The organism is Bradyrhizobium sp. IC4060, assembly GCF_020193715.1.
Lineage (GTDB): Bacteria > Pseudomonadota > Alphaproteobacteria > Rhizobiales > Xanthobacteraceae > Bradyrhizobium > Bradyrhizobium yuanmingense.
The window spans coordinates 55,996-75,382 of the sequence record NZ_JADYVJ010000016.1; the positions used below are offsets into that span (position 1 = coordinate 55,996).

Below are 19,387 nucleotides of genomic sequence, written 5' to 3' on the forward strand. Positions count from 1 at the left end.
GGGCACTATCGGCTGCGAGGAACGGCGGGTGGATGAGTCCCGATTCGCCAGCCTCTATTCCCCGTTCGCTCCATTCCCGTTCTCGGCCTCTTCCGTGATGTGCTCGACTGACACCACGTGCTCGTCCTCGGCGGTGTCGAACACGATCACGCCTTGCGTCGAGCGGCCGGCGATGCGGATGCCTTCGACCGGGCAGCGGATCAGCTGGCCCTTGTCGGTGACCAGCATGATTTGATCCGCCTCCTCCACGGGGAACGAGGCGACGAGATTGCCGTTGCGGTGGTTGACGCTCATAGCGACGATGCCTTTGCCGCCGCGGCCGGTGGTGCGGTACTCGTAGGACGAGGTCCGCTTGCCGTAGCCGTTGACGGAGACGGTCAGCACGACCTGCTCCTGCGCCGACATCTCGACATAGCGCTCCTGCGGGAGCTGGAAGCTGCCCGAGGTCTCCTCGGCCTCGGCATCGGCCGGCGCCTCGTCTGCGGCGGCTTCGCCCGCGACCGCGCGGCGCATCTTCAAATAGGCCGAGCGCTCGTCCGAGGTGGTGTCGACGTGGCGCAGGATCGCCAGCGAAATCACCTTGTCGCCTTCGCCGAGCGCAATGCCGCGCACGCCCATCGAGGTGCGCCCGGTGAATACGCGCACATCGGTGACGGGGAAGCGGATGCACTGGCCGCCCGCAGCGGTCAGCAGCACGTCGTCGCGCTCGGTGCAGATCTGCACGTCGACGATCGCCTCGTTGTCGTCGAGCTTCATGGCGATGATGCCGGAGCGGCGGACGTCAACGAAGTCGGACAGCTTGTTGCGCCGGACGTTGCCGCCCGTGGTCGCGAACATCACGTCGAGCTGGCCCCAGGTCGATTCATCCTCCGGCAGCGGCATGATGGTGGTGATGCGCTCGCCCTGCTCCAGCGGCAGGATGTTGATCATGGCCTTGCCGCGCGCGTTCGGCGCGGCCATCGGCAGCCGCCAGACCTTTTCCTTGTAGACCTGGCCGCGCGAGGAGAAGAACAGCACCGGAGTATGGGTCGAGGCGACAAAGAGCCGGCTGACGAAGTCCTCGTCGCGGGTCTGCATGCCGGAGCGGCCCTTGCCGCCGCGGCGCTGCGCCCGGTAGGCCGACAGCGGCACGCGCTTGACGTAGCCGGCGTGCGAGACCGTGACGACCATGTCCTCGCGCTGGATCAGGTCCTCGTCCTCGACCTCGCCCTCCTGCTCCATGATCACGGTGCGGCGGGGCGTTGCGAACTCGGCCTTCACCTCGGCAAGCTCGGTCTTGATGATGTCCAGGATGCGCGCGCGTGAGCGCAGGATCGCGAGATAGTCGCCGATCTCCCCGGCGAGCTTCGACAGCTCGCCGCCAATCTCGTCGCGGCCGAGCGCGGTGAGACGTGCGAGACGCAATTCGAGGATCGCCCTCGCCTGCTCCAGCGAGAGGCGGATCGTGCCGTCCTCGTTGATCCGGTGACGCGGGTCATCGATCAGCGTGATGATGTCCTCGACGTCGCGCGCGGGCCAATCGCGCGTCATCAGGGTGTCACGGGCCGCCGCCGGTGTCGGCGAGGTGCGGATCACCTTGATGATCTCGTCTATGTTGGCGACCGCGATGGCGAGGCCGACCTGCTCATGGGCGCGCTCACGCGCCTTGCGCAGCTTGTACTTGGTGCGCCGGGTAACGACCTGCTCGCGGAAGCCGACGAAGATCGTCAACATATCCTTCAAGTTCATCGTCTGCGGACGCCCGGAATCGAGCGCAACCGCGTTGACGCCGAAGCTCGTCTGCAGCGGGGTGAACTTGTAGAGCTGGTTCAGTACCACGTCGGGCACGGCGTCGCGCTTGAGCTCGACGACGACGCGATAGCCCTCGCGGTCGGACTCGTCGCGCAGGTCGGAGATGCCCTCGATCTTCTTTTCCTTGTAGAGCTCGGCGATGCGCTCGACCATCGTCGCCTTGTTCACCTGATACGGAATCTCGGTGATGACGATCGCCTCTCGATCCTTGCGAATGGTCTCGAACGTGACCTTGCCGCGCATCACGATGGAGCCACGGCCGAGATGGTAGGCGCTGCGGATGCCCTGGCGTCCAAGGATGATGCCGCCAGTCGGGAAATCCGGGCCGGGAATGATGTTGATGAGCTCGTCGATGGTCAGCGAGGGATTGTCGATCAGCGCAATACAGGCGTCGATCACCTCGCCGAGATTGTGCGGCGGGATGTTGGTCGCCATGCCGACGGCAATGCCGCCCGCGCCGTTGACCAGCAGGTTCGGGAACCGCGCCGGCAGGACCACCGGCTCCTTCTCGGAACCGTCGTAATTGTCCTGGAAGTCGACGGTGTCGCTGTCGATGTCCTCGAGCAGCTTCAGCGCGATCTTGGTCAGGCGGGACTCGGTGTAGCGCATGGCCGCCGCCGGGTCGCCGTCGACCGAGCCGAAATTGCCCTGCCCGTCCACCAGCAACTCGCGCATCGAGAAGTCCTGCGCCATGCGCACCAGCGCGTCGTAGATCGCCTGGTCGCCATGAGGGTGGTATTTACCCATGACGTCACCGACGATACCGGCGGACTTCTTGTGCTTCTTGTCGGGCGTGAAGCCCTGCTCGTTCATCGAGAACAGGATGCGCCGATGCACCGGCTTCAGGCCGTCGCGCGCATCGGGCAGCGCGCGCGACACGATCACGCTCATGGCGTAATCGAGGTAGGACTTCTTCATCTCGTCGAGGATGGAGACGGGGCGAATGTCCGAGGGTTGCGCCGGCTGGTCGCCGGGCTTGTTATCGTCGTCAGCCAAGGGGAAATCCGGTGAGGTTTTATCTGGGAATCATATAGCGCATCACACCCCTGATAACCACCCTTGCCGAGCTTTGGGGAAGCGCTTTTTCCCACTGTTTTTCCAGAGACTTACGCCCTTCGCGCCACGGCCGCGGACGGGGCCGGAACGGACTGGGCGGAACCGGCTCTCACGCCCCGAAAGTCACCCGGTGCATGATGCGCCCAGGCGCCAGCGTGAACAGTCCTGCCACCACCAGGGCGCCGAAGAAGATCAAGATCATCATCCGCCGGTGGTCGGCGACGCGATGGGTGCGCGCACGCCATACCGCCAGCGGCAGCACCGCCAGGGTGAAGATCGACAAGAAATGGATCGGGCTGAACGGCCCGACCAGACGGATCTCGTGGATCCAGAACGACGAGGCGGCCACGAACACCATCAGGACCACCCAGATCCAGCCGATAGTCCGGTGCGGCAGCGTGCCCTTGGGGGCGGAGAACTGGAAGAGGCCAAGCACAAGGGCGGCCATTGCGGCAAAGGCATGCAGCGGGACCACCGGCGCGGCCTCAAGCAGCGGCGCAAGGCTCATGCAGGGCTTCCTCGTGTCCGGCGGAGGCGCACATAAGCTTAGGCCGGAAAAGCCGTCGACCAAAGAACTGTATTTATGTAGCAGGAACTCTCGGAAGCCCGCCCGAGAAGCACCGACCAATCATTCCCGCCGATACCTGCCCGATCGTCTCCGAGAGCGGCAAAGTGACCAACGTCCTTTTCGTCTGCAGCGCCAATCGCCTCCGCAGCCCTACCGCCGAGCAGGTGTTTTCGACCTGGCCGGGGATCGAGACCGACTCGGCCGGCATTTCGAACGGCGCGGACGTCTTGCTGTCCGCCGAGCAGATTGAATGGGCCGACGTCATCTTCGTCATGGAAAAGACCCACCGGACCAAGCTGAACCGGAAATTCCGGTCCAGCTTGAACAACAAGCGGGTCATCTGTCTCGACATTCCGGACGACTATGAATTCATGGATCCTGTCCTGGTGCGGATCCTTGAAAACCGAGTTGGCCGTTATCTGCGCCGAGACTAGCCGCCTCTTCCCAAGTCCTAGAACGGGATATCGTCGTCCATGTCGCTGTTGCGGCCGCCGCCGGCGGCAACGGGACGGCGCGGCGCGCTGCTGACGGGTCCGGAGGAGCCGAAGTCGCCGCCCGGCTCGTCGCCGAAGCTGCCACCTCCGCCGCCGCCACCGCGGCCGTCCAGCATCGTCAGCGTTGAGTTGAAGCCCTGCAGCACGACCTCGGTCGAGTATTTCTCGACGCCGCTCTGGTCGGTGTACTTGCGGGTCTGGAGCGCGCCTTCGATGTAAACCTTTGCGCCCTTCTTCAGATACTGTTCGACGATCTTGCAAAGCGGCTCAGAGAAGATCACGACGCGATGCCACTCGGTCTTCTCCTTGCGCTCGCCGGTGTTCTTGTCGCGCCAGGTCTCCGAGGTCGCGATGCTCAAATTCGCGATCGGCCGCCCGTCCTGGGTGCGGCGGATTTCGGGATCCTTGCCGAGATTTCCAACCAGAATGACCTTGTTGACGCTTCCCGCCATCGCCGCTCTCCACTCCGAATGCCACTGAATTTCAAAAGGGCGAATCCGCTGCCCGCGTTCCTCTGCGCCCGCTAGGGCGACCCTATACGCTTGCGGGCACCGATCAGCCTGCCACCCCCAAGGTTATCCCCACATATAGCATCGCGCGCACGTTTGTTCCAGATTTGTTCTTCGGCACGAGCGAGCGGAAATTTCCCGCATGTCCTCTCATGCCACAAAAAAGGACAGCCCTCGAATGGAACCTTTTTGGGTTCCCGAGTATGGCAAAAACCATTTAACATTCATCAAGTTGGAACCCATTCAATCAATCCGCAAGTGTGGCATTCCGGAGACGGACTCTGCCCTTTCCTTAGGCTACCTTTGCCTTGGAATTGATTCATATGGGTGTCGCGTCTGATCAGCCGCTTCGGGGACTTTCATGAAGCGGACGAAACTTGGGGAGACTGCAATGAATAAGATTCTTTTCGGCGTAATCAGTGCAATGGCATTGGGGCTGTCGGCTCCGGCAAGCGCGGCGGATATGGCTGCGCGTCCCTACACCAAGGCTCCGGCCCCGGCGGTCGCCGCGGTTTACGACTGGAGCGGCTTCTACATCGGCGTCAACGGCGGCGGCGGCACGAGCCGCAAGTGCTGGGACTTCGTGACCCCGGTCACGGGCGTTCTGGTGGCTGAAGGCTGTCACGATGCGACCGGCGGCACGGTCGGTGGTCAGATCGGCTACCGCTGGCAGTCGGCCAATTGGGTGTTCGGCCTCGAGGGCCAGGGCAACTGGGCTGACTTCTCGGGGGACAACGTCAGCCTCCTCTTCCCTGGAAGCGCTTTGGTCACCGGTGATCGTAACCGCTCTCACATCGATGCTTTTGGCCTGATCACGGGCCAGGTCGGTTACGCCTGGAACAACGTGCTGCTCTATGTGAAGGGCGGCGCCGCCGTAGTCGGGGACAAGTACGACGTCTATGCCGCGCCTGGCACGCCGGGCGCCGGCACGCTGCTGGCGTCGGCTCGCGAGACCCGCTGGGGCGGCACCGTTGGCGCCGGCCTGGAATTCGGATTTGCTCCGAACTGGACGCTCGGCGTCGAGTACAACCACATCTTCCTCGGCGACCGCACGATCGCCTTCACGACGCCTGCGGGCGTTGCCTTCGGGAGCGATCGCATCAGTCAGGACGTCGACATGGGTCTAGTCCGCCTGAATTATCGCTTCGGCGGCCCGTTGGTCGCGAGGTACTGATATCCCACCTATCGTGAGCGAAACGAAGGGCCGGCCCCAGCGCCGGCCTTTTTTTTTGCAGCACGACGGCTGGATGTAAATAAGTCAGCAACCATCACCTTTTCCGCTGTTGTGGCTTTTCGGAGACACAACTTGCGGCTTTGGTGGTGTAAAGACGGCGTCAGTTGGGCCGTTTGAGTCCGCTGCCCTTCCGCCACGGAAGGCAACAACAGAAACTGGGACTGGGATTAAGTTGAAAATGAAGAAGGTTTTGTTGGCTTCGGCCTGTGTATTCGCCCTTGCGGCCCCCGCTTCGGCTGCTGATCTGGCAGCCCGCCCCTACACCAAGGCCCCCGCGCCTGTGGCCTCGGTCTACAACTGGACCGGCTTTTACCTGGGTATCGTCGGTGGCGGCGCCTGGGAAAACAGCTCCGATGATCCGCGCATGCAGGGCGGTTTCGTCGGCGGCACCGTTGGCTACAACTGGCAGACCTCCAACGTCGTGTTCGGCATCGAAGCTGATGGCGCGTGGGCTGACGTAAACGCCTCGGCGACCGGTCTTGTTGATTTTGGTGGCGCCCTCGTTCCCACGACGGTCAGTTCGCGTATCGACGCGCTCGGCACCGTGCGTGGTCGCATCGGCTGGCTCGCTTCCCCGAGCGTCCTGCTGTACGCCACGGGTGGTTACGCCTGGATCAACAACAAGATCAGCGTCAGCGCGCCCCCTGTTCTGAGCCTCTCGGAGAGCCAGTTCCATTCGGGCTGGACGGTCGGCGCGGGCGTCGAGGCGATGTTTGCTCCGAATTGGTCGGTCAAGGGCGAGTACCTCTATCGCAGCCTGGGCGGCGAGACCTACTTCTCGGGCGTCTTCCCGGTCAACACCGGCACTCTCGACCTCCACACCGTGCAGGTCGGCGTGAACTACCACTTCGGCGGCCCGGTCGTCGCCAAGTACTGAGCTTCGTCTCTGACGCATCATCGTCACGAAAGGCCGGCCTCGCGCCGGCCTTTTTGTTTGTTGCGGCCGCCCGTTCGCTCGCGTTTTCGAAGGGGTGTGGCCGCTGGGTGACACAACCTTTGGCTTCAATGGTGTAAAAGCAATGACGTTGCTTGAGTCATAAGGTCCGCTGCTCTTCCGCTCTCCGGAAGACCGGAATGAGAAATGGAAGTGGGGAATGGATATGAAGAAGCTTTTGCTGGCTTCGGCCAGCTTGTTCGCACTCAGCGCGTTGGCACCGGCCTCGGCGGCCGATTTGGCGGCCCGCCCCTACACCAAGGCTCCGGTGGCACCGGTCGCGGTGTACAACTGGAGCGGTTTCTACCTCGGCGCCAACGCCGGCGGTGGCTGGAGCCGCAACTGTTGGGATCTCACCAGTGTCGGCCCCTTCGTGGTCGCTCCGGCGGTGGCCGAAGGTTGTCACAATGCGACCGGCGCACTCGTCGGCGGCCAGATCGGTTATCGCTGGCAGTCCGCCAACTGGGTGTTCGGTCTCGAAGCCCAGGGCGACTGGGCTGACCTGAAGGGTTCGAACATCAGCTCGCCTGCCGCGCTCGCGCCGCTGGTGAACGAGACCAGGATCGACGCCATCGGCCTCTTCACTGGCCAGGTCGGTTATGCCTGGAACAACGTGCTTTGGTACGTGAAGGGCGGCGCTGCCGTCACTCACAACAAGTACACTGGCAGTTTTGGCGGCGTTACGCTCGACACCGCGAACGAAACGCGCTGGGGCGGTACCGTCGGCACCGGCATAGAATTCGGCTTCGCCCCGAACTGGTCGGTCGCTGTCGAATACAACCACCTGTTCATGGGCAGGCACAACGAGACCTTCACCTTCCTCGGCGTGACCACTCGCACCGACAGCATCAAGCAGGACGTGGACATGGCTACCGTTCGACTCAACTACACCTTCGGTGGCCCGGTGGTCGCGAAGTACTGAACTTCCCTGCCGAGGTCACATCGTCACGAAAGGCCGGCCTCGCGCCGGCCTTTTTGTTTTGGCTGGGTGCTCCGCGAGCGGTTCCGCGCGTTCCTGCTGCCAGATCCCGCCAGCACGCCAACAATCCGTTGACGATTCGCAAGTCCCACTGGAAATCCGCCGCCGTTCTTCCTACGTTCGCTGCCATACCCATCGGCGCCGATCCCGGTTCCGGGCGCAGCGCGCCTTTTTTGTTGGCGCGATCGCGCACCTTTGGGCTTCCTTGAGGGCAACTCGGATGGATGAAGTGATCAAGGCGAAGCGCCAACAACAGAACGCGGGCTCCAGCCTGCGCGCAATTACGATCCGCGGCGCGCGCGAGCACAACCTCAAGAATATCGACGTCGAGATTCCCCGCGACAAGCTGGTGGTGTTCACCGGGCTATCCGGCTCCGGCAAATCCTCGCTCGCCTTCGACACCATCTATGCCGAGGGCCAGCGCCGCTACGTCGAATCGCTGTCGGCCTATGCCCGCCAGTTCCTGGAGATGATGCAGAAGCCCGACGTCGACCAGATCGACGGCCTGTCGCCGGCGATCTCGATCGAGCAGAAGACGACGTCGAAGAACCCGCGCTCCACCGTCGGCACCGTCACCGAGATCTACGACTACATGCGCCTGCTCTGGGCCCGCGTCGGCGTGCCCTATTCGCCGGCCACGGGCCTGCCGATCGAGAGCCAGACCGTCTCGCAGATGGTCGACCGCGTGCTGGCGTTGCCCGAGGGCACCCGCCTCTATCTGCTCGCCCCCGTCGTGCGCGGCCGCAAGGGCGAGTACAGGAAGGAGCTCGCCGAATGGCTCAAGAAGGGCTTTCAGCGCGTCAAGATCGACGGCACCTTCCATGAGCTGGCGGAAGCTCCTAGCCTCGACAAGAAATTCCCGCACGATATCGACGTGGTGGTCGATCGCATCGTGGTGCGTGCCGATATCGGCCAGCGCCTCGCCGAGAGCTTTGAGACCGCGCTGAAGCTCGCCGAAGGCCTTGCCGTCGTCGAGTTCGCCGATGCGCCCGCGGCGGCTGCGCCTGCGGAGGAGAAGAAGAAGACCGCGAAAATCCACGACAAGAGCGGGCCCGAGCGCATCCTGTTCTCGGAAAAGTTCGCCTGCCCGGTCTCCGGCTTCACCATCCCCGAGATCGAGCCGCGCCTGTTCTCCTTCAACAATCCCTACGGCGCCTGCCCCGCCTGCGGCGGCCTCGGCGTCGAGCAGCATGTCGACGAAGACCTCGTCATCCCCGAGAAGGATCTGACGCTGCGCAAGGGCGCGATCGCGCCCTGGGCCAAGTCGTCGTCGCCCTATTACGTGCAGACGCTGACCGCGCTCGGCAAGCACTACAAGTTCACGCTCGACACCAAGTGGAAGGATCTGCCGAAGAAGACGCAAAACGCGATTCTCTACGGCTCGGGCGAGGACGAGATCAAGTTCTCCTACGAGGACGGGGTGCGCTCCTACGACACCAAGAAGCCGTTCGAAGGCGTCATCACCAACATCAACCGCCGCTACCGCGAGACCGAGAGCGAGTGGGCCCGCGAGGAGCTGGCGAAATATTTCCACGACGTCCCCTGCGAGGGCTGCAAGGGCTTTCGGCTCAAGCCCGAGGCGCTCTGCGTCAAGGTCGGCGGCAAGCATATCGGCGAAATCTCGGAGCTGTCCGTGAAGGGCGCCGGCGCATGGTTCGAGACCGTGCCGGAGGCGCTGAACGCGCAGCAGAACGAGATCGCGGGCCGCATCCTGAAGGAGATCCGCGAGCGCCTCACCTTCCTGCTCGACGTCGGCCTCAATTATCTGACGCTGTCCCGCTCCTCCGGCACGCTGTCCGGCGGCGAGAGCCAGCGCATCCGCCTCGCCTCGCAGATCGGCTCGGGGCTCACAGGCGTGCTCTACGTGCTGGACGAGCCTTCGATCGGCCTGCACCAGCGCGACAACGCCCGCCTGCTCGATACGCTGAAGCGGCTGCGCGACCTCGGCAACACCGTGGTCGTGGTCGAGCATGACGAGGACGCCATCCGCCTTGCCGACTACGTGCTCGACATCGGCCCAGGCGCCGGCATGCATGGCGGCAACATCGTCGCCGAAGGCACGCCCGCCGAGATCATGCGCAACCCGAAATCGCTGACCGGCAAATACCTGACCGGCGAGCTCGAGGTCGAGGTGCCGGAGCGGCGTCCGCCGAACCATCGCCGCACCATCAAAGTGGTGAACGCGCGCGGCAATAACCTCAAGAACGTCACGGCGGAAATTCCGCTCGGCCTGTTCACCTGCGTGACCGGCGTCTCTGGCGGCGGCAAGTCGACGCTGCTGATCGATACGCTCTACCGCGCCATCGCCCGCAAGCTGAACAACGCCAGCGAGGGCGCCGCCCCGCACGACCGCATCGAGGGCCTCGAGCACATCGACAAGATCATCGACATCGACCAGTCGCCGATCGGCCGCACGCCGCGCTCGAATCCGGCGACCTATACCGGCGCGTTCACGCCGATCCGCGAATGGTTCGCCGGCCTGCCGGAAGCGAAAGCACGTGGCTACGAGCCCGGCCGCTTCTCCTTCAACGTCAAGGGCGGCCGCTGCGAGGCCTGCCAGGGCGACGGCGTCATCAAGATCGAGATGCACTTCCTGCCCGATGTCTACGTCACCTGCGACGTCTGCAAGGGCAAGCGCTATAACCGCGAGACGCTGGAGGTGCTGTTCAAGGGCAAGAGCATCGCCGACGTGCTCGACATGACCGTCGAGGAAGCCGCCGAGTTCTTCAGGGCGGTGCCGCGCGTGCGCGAGACGTTCCAGACATTGCACCGCGTCGGCCTCGACTACATCCATGTCGGCCAGCAGGCGACGACGCTGTCGGGTGGCGAAGCCCAGCGCGTCAAGCTGGCAAAGGAATTGTCAAAACGCGCCACCGGCCGCACGCTCTACATCCTGGACGAGCCCACCACCGGCCTGCACTTCCATGACGTCAAGAAGCTGCTTGAAGTGCTGCACGAGCTGGTCGCGCAAGGAAACACGGTCGTCGTCATCGAGCACAATCTCGAGGTCATCAAGACCGCCGACTGGGTCATCGATCTAGGGCCCGAAGGCGGCGACGGCGGCGGCGAGATCGTGGCGTGGGGACCTCCGGAGGACATCGCAAAAGCGCCGCGGAGCTATACGGGGAAATTCCTGGCTCCGGTGCTCGAGAAGGCGCGGAAGCCGAAGCGGAGGCGAACCGCGAGCGAGGCGGCGGAGTAGATTGCGCTGCATCGAAGCCACGGGGCTGAGGGCGGATTAGCGGAGCGTAATCCGCCACTATTCGATCGGGAAAGAACCGACATGTCCGCTGGACGCGTCCAAACCTACCGCGCCTTCGCCCACAACAACGCTTGGGCGAACCATCGCCTGCTCGCCGCCTGCGCTGCGCTATCCCAGTCTGAATTCGAAGCCCCCCGCACCGGCTTCTTTCCAAGCCTGCAGCGTACGCTGAACCACATCTACATCATCGACTTCTTCTACATCGATGCGCTTGAAGGGGGCTGGCTCGGACCGGCAGCCTGGAAGAACGCGGTGCCGTACCCCTCGTTAGCCGAGCTCAAAGCTGCCCAGGCCGCAATGGACGACCGCCTGATTGCGATCTGCGATGCGCTGACAACTGAACGGCTCGACGCCTTCGTCCGGATCAACCGCGATACGAGCGTTCAAACCGAGCGCTGCGACCGGCTGCTCATGCATCTCTTCCAGCATCAAATTCATCATCGCGGACAGGCGCATGCCATGCTGTGCGAAACGGATGTCGCGCCCCCGCAGCTCGACGAGTTCTTCGCGGAAGGCGAAGCGCCGCTGCGAGCCGCCGAATTCGCCGAACTCGGCTGGACCGAGGAGACCGTTTGGAAATCCAGGACGTAAGCTACGCCAGGAACTCCGGCGGCACATGGTCGGTCAGCCACACACCGTTCTCTGCGCGAAAAAACTTGAATCCCTTGGCATTCATGCTGCCGGCATCGACCTTGAAGATGTGCGGCTTGCCGTGGCGCTGACCGACACGCTGCGCAGTTGCCTCGTCGGAGGACAGATGCACCTGCTGGCGCGCCTGCGGCTTCAGGCCCTCGGACAGGATCGCCTCGACAAACCGTGTCGCCGTGCCATGATACAGGATCGACGGCGGCTCCTGCGGCGCCAAGCCAAGTTCAACCGAGACGGAATGTCCTTGCGCGGCGCGAATGCGATCAGTTCCAGGGGATAGCGAGAAACGCTTCTTGTCGCTCTCTGCGACGACGCGCAGCAGATCGTCGCGGCCAAACTTTGTGCCGGCGGCATTTGCCTTGGCGATCAGGTCGTCGATGCTGGCCCACCCGTGCGAATCCAGCACCAACCCGATCGTTTCCGGCTGGTGGCGCAGGACCAGGCTCAGAAATTTGCTGAGCTGGGTGTCATTGATCGGCATGGTTACCCTTCCAGTCCCGCATCACTACACTCAAGTGGTTGGCAAGGCCAGATGATCGATCTGGAGGGAGCAATGAGCCAGTCGAACCTATACGCTATTTCGGAACGCGATCCTCGCCGATCAACAGGTGACTTGCGTCTACGAGGGTCGCCGTCGCGAGCTCGGTCCGCATATTATAGGCACCGACAAGTCCGGTGACTAAGCCGTGCTGGCCTGGCAGTTTGCAGGCGAAAGCAGCAGGCGCTGCCGCAATGGCGCTGCCTGAAGCTGGCCAATGTCAGTGGGGCCCGGGCGCGGGATGGCCGCTGGCATGAAGGCGGCTCGCATAGGAGCACCCAGACCTGCGTGGCGAAGATCGATCTCGACATCAATGTCGATGTTCGTAAGTTGCGGTGAGGGAGCTACAGGGGTCGAGATCGGAATCGAACCCCGTCGACCACGACGTAACGGCCGATCGCAGGGTTGATTTCGATCCGCTCGTGTCGCATGGCTGTCCTCGAACTCCACGAATATTAGCAGGCGACCTCACGCATGTCAGCGAGCTCAAAATCCGGCCTCATGCCCTATTCCCTCGCCATATTCGATCTCGACGGTACCCTCGCCGACAGCTTCCCGTGGTTCCTGCGCACCATCAACGACGTCGCGGACCGCTTCGGCTTTCGCCGCGTAAAGGACGAGGATGTCGAGGAGCTGCGCCACGCCTCGTCGCGCGAGATCCTCGCCAAGCTCGAAGTGCCCATGTGGAAGCTGCCGGCGATCGCGCGGCATGCGCGGCGGCTGAAGGCGGAGGCGGCTTCCGAGATTTCGCTGTTCGCAGACGTCGAGACGATGCTGCGAACGCTGGCCGAGAACGGCGTGCAGCTGGCGCTGGTGACGTCCGACAGCGAGGCCAATGCGCGCGAGAAGCTCGAGGACGCCGCAGCGCTGTTCTCGCATTTCGACTGCGCAGCGTCGCTGTTCGGCAAGGCCGCGAAATTCCGCCGGGTCATCCGCCGCGCAGGCGTCGCGCCTAGCAGGGTGATCTCGATCGGCGACGAGGTCCGCGACATCGACGCGGCGCGGGCGGTCGGGATCGCCTGCGGCGCGGTGTGCTGGGGCTATGCGGCACCGGCGGCGCTAACGGCGCTTCGGCCCGACCATGTGTTCGAGCACATCCGTGACATCGCGCCGGCGCTGATCGGCGTCACAGCTCCGATGCGGGCTTAACACCACCGCGCGGCCGTATTGCTTTTCCATCGAGAGCCCGGGCCGGCCCTCACTCACTCGCCGGATCGACCGGCAGCCTTGCGCGAGGCTCCCGCTCCGATCTCCCGGTTCAGGCACGCAAAAGCCTCTTTCACGTAGACGGCCAAGGGCCGCTTGCCCTGGTCGCGATTCCAACTGTCCATCGCAAGCCGCAAGGCTCCGACCGACATCATGGCGACCACGCGCAGCGCAGCCTGCCGATGCGGCTGCGGCCACATCTGGGACAGCGCCGCGAACACGGCAGCTTCCTTCTCGACGTATTTCGCCTGCTGCCGGATGCGAAGCGACTCGTTCGCGGACATCAGGCGCTCGATCACTTTTGTTTGCTTGTAATCGACCGGGAAGCGGGCTGTCAGCTCCAGCAGGCCGTTCCTTGCGGCATCGAGCGGCGACTGCTTGGTCGTTTGCTCGAGCACGGCGGCACGCAAGGTCTCGCTGAAACCACCATCCTGCCACGCCAGGAGGATCTCTTCCTTGGACTTGAAGTAGTAGAAGAACGTCCGCCGCGAGATCCCCGCCGCCTCCGCGATCGCGTCGAGCGTGGTGGCATCATAGCCCCTGGTCAGAAACAGTTTAAGGCCCTGCTCGGCGATACGATGCAGCGTTTCGCGCCGCTTCCGCTCGCGCAGGCCTTCCTCCTTCCGGGATGAACTTTTCATGACCTGTTTTGCCATGAAATCGACCAGTTTGCAAAATTACACTAAGTGCAATACGTCGATTACACTCGGTGCGACTTCATACAAGGTGCCTTCATGGTGAACGGGTTGAGCGACACTTCCTCTCAGCATGTGCGATCCGCGCACGCGAATGGCGCGGACGGTGCGAGCGGAGCGACAAGCCTGACCCGACGGCGGTTCGGTGCCGCGCTGCTGGCGGTCGCCGTCACGGCCACGCTCGCCGCGCCTCCAGCCCGGGCGCAGTCCGCGCCCCCCGCGGTCGTCGACTTCGACTGGGTCGATCCGGCGCGTTCGCGGCCCGTTCCGGCGCGCCTGCACTGGCCGGCGGATGTTGCGCCGGGATCGCGCGTGCCGCTCATCGTGTTCTCCCATGGGCTCGGCGGCTCTCGCCGGGGCTACAGCTATCTGGGGCGATATTGGTCGGCCCGCGGCGTCGCCAGCCTGCATGTTCAGCATGCCGGCAGCGATTCCTCGCTCTGGGCGGGCAATCCCCTCGCCGTCGTGGACCGCCTGCAGCGTGCCGCTCACGAGAGCGAGGCGCTGGCGCGAGCCCTGGATCTGCGCTTTGCCCTGGATCGCATGCTGTCGAGTCCCCATGGTGCCCACGTAGACCGCCGGCGCATCATGGCGGCGGGGCATTCCTATGGGGCGAACACGGCGCTTGTTGCGGTTGGCGCCCGCGTGATGCGCGACGGCAAGTGGGTCGAGGCGCGCGACCCGCGCTTTGCCGCCGCCATCGTCATTTCGGCCCCTCCATTCTATGGCGAACCCGATCTTGCCTCGGTGTTGAGCAGGATCACCGTTCCAACCCTGCACGTGACGGCGACGAAGGACGTCATCCAGATCCCCGGATATTACTCACCCGCTGCCGACCGGCTGGAGGTCTTCAACGCCATTGCCACACCGCGCAAGCTGCTTGCCGTGTTCGAAGGCGGCTCGCACAGCATCTTCACCGATCGCTCGTTCACCGGTGGTCCGGCGCTCAACCCGAAGGTGAAGCTCGCGACGGCCGAGCTCACCCTGGCCTTTCTCGACCTGGTTTTCGATGGCAACGGTGCCACGCTGGCGCGCTGGAACGTGACCTGGCAGCCCATGCTCGCCTCGGCGCCGGGCGCCGCACCTTCTCCCCTGCCCGTCGCGCAGTCCCGGCGCGTGGCCCAGGGAGTGGCGACCGGTCTCGTTCCCTCGCCATGAGGTGGCTCGCAGTTGCGGTCTTGAGCTCGATGGCCGCCGGTTGCGCGGCGGCTCCGCTGGAACGAGCGGGGTCGCTGGCCTCCTACGACGATCTCACGCCGTCCGATGGTCTCTTGACCAAGTCGCAGCTCCGGATCAGCAAGGCTGATGTTCTCGCCGCGAAGACCGCTCGCATCGAGCCGACCGCGTTCACGGCGACCGCAGCCAGCCAGCCGTTCACGCCGCAGCAGCGCAGGCTGATCAAGAACGCAATCAACAGAGCGATGTGTCTTGCGCTCAGCGAGCGCTTCCGGATCGTAGCTCCCACGGAGGCTGCGGACTTGAATGTTCGCGCCGTCATCACACAGATTGCGCCGACCGATGCGGCGGCAGCCGGCGTCTCCAAGGTCGCGAGCGTCGTGCCGTCCATCGTCGCTCCCGGCGTGCCCATTCCGGTGCCGCGCCTTCCGATCGGACTGGGAAGCCTGTCCGTCGAGGCCGAGGCCCGTGACCGCAGCGGCAACCAACAGGCGGCCATGATCTGGGCGCGCGGAGCGAACTCCTTCACCAGCGCTCCGCGTGTATCGAGCGATGGCGACGCCTATGACCTGGCCGAGGCTTTCGGAAGCGATTTCGGGAGGTTTCTCGTTGCCGCGGAGAGCCCGTTCGGGAAGGTCCCCACACCGCCTTCCGTCGACAGATTGAGCGCCTCTCTCGGTGGTGCGCCCAAGGAAGCGATCTGCGAAACATTCGGCCGGGCGCCAGGATTGGCAGGCCTGGCCGGAGAAAGAATCGGGCTGCCGCCGGACTGGACCGACCGAGGCGCGCCGGAGAACACGATCTTGGAAGCGCAGAACGTCAATTGAGCTCTGGCGGAATGGCCGCTTGAATTCGGCCGGCCGGAGCAAGCGGCCTCGGGTTGTGACGAACTACTCCGTCCTGCGCAGGAACGCCCCGAACGCCCTTGGGCCGTCGCCGGTCTTGATCTCGCCGATCACCTTGAGCTCGGCCGCATCGATGATGCTTAGCGTGTTGCTTTCCCAGCAGGCGACAATGACGCGCTTGCCGTCGGCAGTCGCCGCAATGCCTTCGGGATAGTCGCCGACATGGATGCGCTTGACCGGCTTGAGGCTCGCCAGGTCGAACACGCTGACGGTGCCGCCATATTGGTCGGTGACGAAGCCTCGGCCTAGCGTCAGCGCCACCGCATATGGGCGCATGCCGACCGGCACGCGGCCGATCTCGCGGCCTTCCGCGATATCGATCACAGAGACATCGTCGGAGCCGACATTGGCGGTGTAGGCGCGCTTGCCCTCGGCATCGATGGTGACGCCGAACGGGCGGGTGCCGACCTTGATCACGGCCTTGCCTTGGCGCGTTGCCGTTTCCACCACCGAGACGCTGTCGTCGTCGCGGTCCGCCGAGAGCAGCAGCTTGCCGTCGGGCGTCACCGCAAGACCCGACGGCGAGGCGCCGACCGCGATGCTGGCGACAACGCTGCGCGAGGCCGTATCGATCACCCGCACCGCGGCCGCGTACCAATCGGCGACATAGACCGTCTTGCCATCGGGCGCCACGGCAATGCCGAGCGGCCCGCCGCCGACCTCGACGCGGCCGGCGACCTGCCGCGTGGCAGCGTCGACCACCGTCACCGCCTTGGCATCCGGGCTCGTGACATAGGCAAAGCGCCCGTCGGCGCTGACGGCGACGCCGGCCGGCTTGCCGCCGATTGGGATGGTCGCAACGCCGCGCGCGCCAGCGAGATCCACCACCATCAGATCTTCGCTGAGCTGGTTGGTGACGAACGCCTCGTCGGCGCGCGCGCTTCCAAAGCCGGCGTAACAAAGGCTGGCGGCGAGCGCCGCCAGAACCAGCGCTCGCACGATCAGCTGCCGCTCTCGATCTTCTTCTTGAGCGCCTCGAGCCCGGCCTTGTACAGCCCGCTCACGGCCTTGATCGCGGCCTCGTCGCTCAGCTCCGGCGGCGGGTCGTTGTTGGGATAGCCGCGATAGAACGCGCCGGCCCATTCCAGCTTGGCCTTGCCATCAGGCGCGGGCGAGACCGTCAGGGTCGAGGAATAATTGGTCACAGGCAGCACCTTCACGTCGACCTTGGTGATCCGGTACGAATAGCTCTGCATGTCGGGCTCGTATTTGTAGAGCTCCTCCTCGACCGTCCCGCCGCCCGTCAGGGTCAGCTTGCGCGTCGCGCCGATCTCGTTGCCCTTCTCGCCTTCGGTCTTGGTGACCGGCTGAAGCCAGCTCATGTCCTGGAAATTGCCGATCACCGCCCACACCTTGGCGGGGGCCGCGTTGATCTCGATGGATTCCCGCACCTTCTGCCGCGTCGGCCCATGGGCCCAGACCGGCTCGAAGGCGGTCATCAGAGCCATCCCCGCCACCGCCAGCGCCGCCACCCCGGCGATCGCCGGTCTGCTTCTCATCCTCATCTCGTTTCCTCGTTTCTCAATCTGCGCGACTTGGAACGCGCGCTGAGGTCATGCTAGCGCATTTTTGGGCCATGGGGAGACCCGTTCGTGGCACGGCGGTGGCAAAGCCAATGCACACTATTGATTGGGTTGGCGGACGGGCAAAACACCAGACCGGGGTCAATCATGCCAAGCCGAAATAATTCGCTTTACGCGAATTCGGAATTATCGCATGTTGCGCCTACCCCAACCCGGGCCGAGGGGCGCATCGCGATCGTCACGAACGCGGGATGGGAGGTGGTGGACGCAGGCAGCGTCGCGCGCAGGCGGTTTGCAGGGCGGGTCACTCCGTGAGCAGGCTAGGCGCGCACACGACGGGCGCAGTCTGCGTACGGCAAAATCGTGTGGTCCTGGCGCCCGGGGTCTGTGCGCCAAGGCTTGCGGTGACGTTGCGGCCCGACCGGGCCCGCACCGTCAGTCATCCGCAAGGCGACGGGGGCAATAGTGCATCGCTCCCCGGGGAGAGCACGACATAAGCCGTCAACCCACTGCGCAGGGAAGGCCGGATGTTTGGCTTCACCTGTATGCCGCTGTGCAGCTTTTTCAAGCACACGCTTCGCACAGTGGAGCGCGGGTGCCCGGCCGGCACCCGGCCTTCCCTGCGCCCTCGGCACTTTTCGAGGGTGGCGAATGCAGCAAAGCTCGGGCGGAATCCGCCGCGAGGATGCGAAACCGTGCCAGCGAATTGATAACGGTCTCGTGCCACAGACGCTGCGCAGCACCATAAGCGCGTTCACGCGCGTCTTCGACGCTATGATGTTGCGCTGCAGAGCCGGGGCCCATGCATCCGCGATGCTGCGGCTCCTGGGTCCCGGCTCCGCGCCGCAACGCCCACGCGTTGCAGCTTGACCGGGACACGGGAGTTGGCGCACTGCTGCTCCACACTCCGTCATTGCGAGCGCAGCAAAGCAATCCAGACTGCTGCCGCGGAAAGATTCTGGATTGCTTCGCTGCGCTCGCAAGGACGGCAGAGAGAGCTACTGTTAGGGGATTCCCTCACCTACTCCCCCAGCGTCGCCTCCACGAACCCGCGCGGATCGACACAAAACTCACGCATCAACCGGTAATGGTCGGTCTGCTCCACCGTGACAGGCTCCAGGCCGTATTTGCCGAGCCGCAGCAGCCGCGCGTTGGGATAGGCCATGAGCATCGGCGAATGCGTTGCCATGATGACCTGGCAGATGCGGGAGTCTTCCATGCGCCGCAGTAGCTTGAGGAATTCGATCTGGCGCGCCGGCGACAGCGCCGATTCCGGCTCGTCGAAGATGAAGATGCCCTGGCGCTGGCAACGCTCCTCGAAGAAGCGCAGAAAACCTTCGCCATGGGAGTGCGACAAGAAATCGGGACCGACCTGGCCGGCGTCGCGCGCAGCCTTGTCCAGATATCGCGCGACCGAGAAAAAGCTCTCCGCACGAAAGAACCAGCCGTTGGTGATCTTCGGCACCCAGCTTGCGCGCAGCGCCTTGGAGAGTTGGCCGCCCATCTCCTCGCGCGCTTCGGAATGATCGACCGGCCTGTAGCCCTTGCCGCCTCCGGCATCGTCATAGCCGGCGAGCGCTGCGATGCCTTCGAGGATGGTCGACTTCCCGGTGCCGTTCTCTCCAACGATGATCGTGATGGGGCTGTCGAAGCTAAGCTCGAAATCGTCAGGGAAGATCGGCAAGCAAAACGGATAGGCCTCGCGGTCGCGAACCTGCGACGGGTCGAGCCATACCCGCTTCAGATACGGCGCTGGCAGGTTGATCGTTCGATTGCCTCTTCGTGCCATGACTTCCCGCCGCTCCTCGCGCCCGCGATGGAACGTAACAGGAACATTTGGAGTGCAAAAGCGCTATCTTGCACCCACTC

General features: G+C 64.2%; 17 protein-coding genes. 9 read left to right on the top strand and 8 right to left on the bottom strand.

The features are described from left to right. Positions 1-54: 54 nt before the first annotated feature. On the bottom strand, positions 55-2,787 hold the full coding sequence (gyrA, locus tag I6F16_RS33010) for a DNA gyrase subunit A (protein ID WP_225112462.1): 2,733 nt from the start codon (positions 2,785-2,787) through the stop codon (positions 55-57). A 169-nt stretch (positions 2,788-2,956) separates the two neighbouring features. Then, positions 2,957-3,355 carry a DUF2306 domain-containing protein gene (locus I6F16_RS33015; protein WP_225112463.1) on the bottom strand — a complete coding sequence of 133 codons (399 nt, stop codon included), beginning with the start codon at positions 3,353-3,355 and terminating at the stop codon, positions 2,957-2,959. A gap of 164 nt (positions 3,356-3,519) precedes the next feature. Between I6F16_RS33015 and I6F16_RS33020 the strand changes: the two genes are divergently transcribed. Then, a complete protein-coding gene (locus I6F16_RS33020) occupies positions 3,520-3,849 on the top strand; it encodes a low molecular weight protein tyrosine phosphatase family protein (protein ID WP_036028161.1) in 330 nt (109 codons plus the stop codon). 17 nt (positions 3,850-3,866) lie between these two features. On the opposite strand, the gene I6F16_RS33025 is transcribed toward I6F16_RS33020, so the two are convergent. After that, positions 3,867-4,361 (bottom strand): single-stranded DNA-binding protein, encoded by a 495-nt coding sequence (locus I6F16_RS33025; protein ID WP_025036423.1) that lies wholly within the window; start codon positions 4,359-4,361, stop codon positions 3,867-3,869. A 448-nt stretch (positions 4,362-4,809) separates the two neighbouring features. Between I6F16_RS33025 and I6F16_RS33030 the strand changes: the two genes are divergently transcribed. From I6F16_RS33030 to I6F16_RS33050, 5 genes are all read left to right on the top strand, one after another. Beyond that, positions 4,810-5,592, top strand: a complete 783-nt coding sequence (locus tag I6F16_RS33030) for an outer membrane beta-barrel protein (protein WP_036028162.1) — start codon at positions 4,810-4,812, stop codon at positions 5,590-5,592. A gap of 238 nt (positions 5,593-5,830) precedes the next feature. Next, complete coding sequence (locus I6F16_RS33035) at positions 5,831-6,529, top strand: outer membrane protein (RefSeq protein ID WP_036012666.1); 699 nt, start codon at positions 5,831-5,833, stop codon at positions 6,527-6,529. Between the two features lie 223 nt (positions 6,530-6,752). Next, positions 6,753-7,508 (top strand): outer membrane beta-barrel protein, encoded by a 756-nt coding sequence (locus tag I6F16_RS33040; protein WP_225112548.1) that lies wholly within the window; start codon positions 6,753-6,755, stop codon positions 7,506-7,508. Between the two features lie 277 nt (positions 7,509-7,785). Further along, entirely contained in the window at positions 7,786-10,767 is a 2,982-nt protein-coding gene (uvrA, locus tag I6F16_RS33045) for an excinuclease ABC subunit UvrA (protein ID WP_225112464.1), read from the top strand. 81 nt (positions 10,768-10,848) lie between these two features. Further along, a complete protein-coding gene (locus tag I6F16_RS33050) occupies positions 10,849-11,418 on the top strand; it encodes a DinB family protein (protein ID WP_225112465.1) in 570 nt (189 codons plus the stop codon). A gap of 1 nt (position 11,419) precedes the next feature. Here I6F16_RS33050 and I6F16_RS33055 read toward each other — a convergent pair whose 3' ends face one another. Further along, positions 11,420-11,956 (bottom strand): RNA 2'-phosphotransferase, encoded by a 537-nt coding sequence (locus I6F16_RS33055; RefSeq protein ID WP_225112466.1) that lies wholly within the window; start codon positions 11,954-11,956, stop codon positions 11,420-11,422. Between the two features lie 558 nt (positions 11,957-12,514). Between I6F16_RS33055 and I6F16_RS33060 the strand changes: the two genes are divergently transcribed. Then, positions 12,515-13,162 (top strand): HAD-IA family hydrolase, encoded by a 648-nt coding sequence (locus tag I6F16_RS33060; protein ID WP_225174303.1) that lies wholly within the window; start codon positions 12,515-12,517, stop codon positions 13,160-13,162. A gap of 53 nt (positions 13,163-13,215) precedes the next feature. Here the strand turns inward: I6F16_RS33060 and I6F16_RS33065 are convergent, their stop codons facing one another. After that, a complete protein-coding gene (locus I6F16_RS33065) occupies positions 13,216-13,860 on the bottom strand; it encodes a TetR/AcrR family transcriptional regulator (RefSeq protein ID WP_036028176.1) in 645 nt (214 codons plus the stop codon). A 105-nt stretch (positions 13,861-13,965) separates the two neighbouring features. Here I6F16_RS33065 and I6F16_RS33070 point away from each other — a divergent pair, with 105 nt between their 5' ends. Together I6F16_RS33070 and I6F16_RS33075 are read left to right on the top strand one after the other, a co-directional pair. Continuing rightward, a complete protein-coding gene (locus I6F16_RS33070; protein WP_225112467.1) occupies positions 13,966-15,072 on the top strand; it encodes an acetylhydrolase in 1,107 nt (368 codons plus the stop codon). 29 nt (positions 15,073-15,101) lie between these two features. Further along, positions 15,102-15,917, top strand: a complete 816-nt coding sequence (locus tag I6F16_RS33075) for a DUF3313 domain-containing protein (RefSeq protein ID WP_306469099.1) — start codon at positions 15,102-15,104, stop codon at positions 15,915-15,917. A 63-nt stretch (positions 15,918-15,980) separates the two neighbouring features. Here the strand turns inward: I6F16_RS33075 and I6F16_RS33080 are convergent, their stop codons facing one another. The 3 genes from I6F16_RS33080 to I6F16_RS33090 all read right to left on the bottom strand — a co-directional run bounded on the left by I6F16_RS33080 (position 15,981) and on the right by I6F16_RS33090 (position 19,307). Then, a complete protein-coding gene (locus I6F16_RS33080) occupies positions 15,981-16,934 on the bottom strand; it encodes a cytochrome D1 domain-containing protein (RefSeq protein ID WP_074447968.1) in 954 nt (317 codons plus the stop codon). Positions 16,935-16,936: 2 nt separating this feature from the next. After that, positions 16,937-17,500 (bottom strand): SRPBCC family protein, encoded by a 564-nt coding sequence (locus I6F16_RS33085; protein WP_225112469.1) that lies wholly within the window; start codon positions 17,498-17,500, stop codon positions 16,937-16,939. 1,039 nt (positions 17,501-18,539) lie between these two features. Then, positions 18,540-19,307 carry an AAA family ATPase gene (locus I6F16_RS33090; protein ID WP_225112470.1) on the bottom strand — a complete coding sequence of 256 codons (768 nt, stop codon included), beginning with the start codon at positions 19,305-19,307 and terminating at the stop codon, positions 18,540-18,542. Positions 19,308-19,387: the final 80 nt, after the last annotated feature.

What these genes read in the sequence shown, in the direction of transcription:
- uvrA (WP_225112464.1), top strand. Translation starts at nt 7,786, where the DNA reads ATGGATGAAGTGATCAAGGCGAAGCGCCAACAACAGAACGCGGGCTCC.
- I6F16_RS33050 (WP_225112465.1), top strand. Translation starts at nt 10,849, where the DNA reads ATGTCCGCTGGACGCGTCCAAACCTACCGCGCCTTCGCCCACAACAAC.
- I6F16_RS33015 (WP_225112463.1), bottom strand. Translation starts at nt 3,355, where the DNA reads ATGAGCCTTGCGCCGCTGCTTGAGGCCGCGCCGGTGGTCCCGCTGCAT.
- I6F16_RS33085 (WP_225112469.1), bottom strand. Translation starts at nt 17,500, where the DNA reads ATGAGGATGAGAAGCAGACCGGCGATCGCCGGGGTGGCGGCGCTGGCG.
- I6F16_RS33065 (WP_036028176.1), bottom strand. Translation starts at nt 13,860, where the DNA reads ATGAAAAGTTCATCCCGGAAGGAGGAAGGCCTGCGCGAGCGGAAGCGG.
- I6F16_RS33025 (WP_025036423.1), bottom strand. Translation starts at nt 4,361, where the DNA reads ATGGCGGGAAGCGTCAACAAGGTCATTCTGGTTGGAAATCTCGGCAAG.
- I6F16_RS33075 (WP_306469099.1), top strand. Translation starts at nt 15,102, where the DNA reads ATGGCCGCCGGTTGCGCGGCGGCTCCGCTGGAACGAGCGGGGTCGCTG.
- I6F16_RS33035 (WP_036012666.1), top strand. Translation starts at nt 5,831, where the DNA reads ATGAAGAAGGTTTTGTTGGCTTCGGCCTGTGTATTCGCCCTTGCGGCC.
- I6F16_RS33030 (WP_036028162.1), top strand. Translation starts at nt 4,810, where the DNA reads ATGAATAAGATTCTTTTCGGCGTAATCAGTGCAATGGCATTGGGGCTG.
- I6F16_RS33060 (WP_225174303.1), top strand. Translation starts at nt 12,515, where the DNA reads ATGCCCTATTCCCTCGCCATATTCGATCTCGACGGTACCCTCGCCGAC.
- I6F16_RS33090 (WP_225112470.1), bottom strand. Translation starts at nt 19,307, where the DNA reads ATGGCACGAAGAGGCAATCGAACGATCAACCTGCCAGCGCCGTATCTG.
- I6F16_RS33040 (WP_225112548.1), top strand. Translation starts at nt 6,753, where the DNA reads ATGAAGAAGCTTTTGCTGGCTTCGGCCAGCTTGTTCGCACTCAGCGCG.
- I6F16_RS33055 (WP_225112466.1), bottom strand. Translation starts at nt 11,956, where the DNA reads ATGCCGATCAATGACACCCAGCTCAGCAAATTTCTGAGCCTGGTCCTG.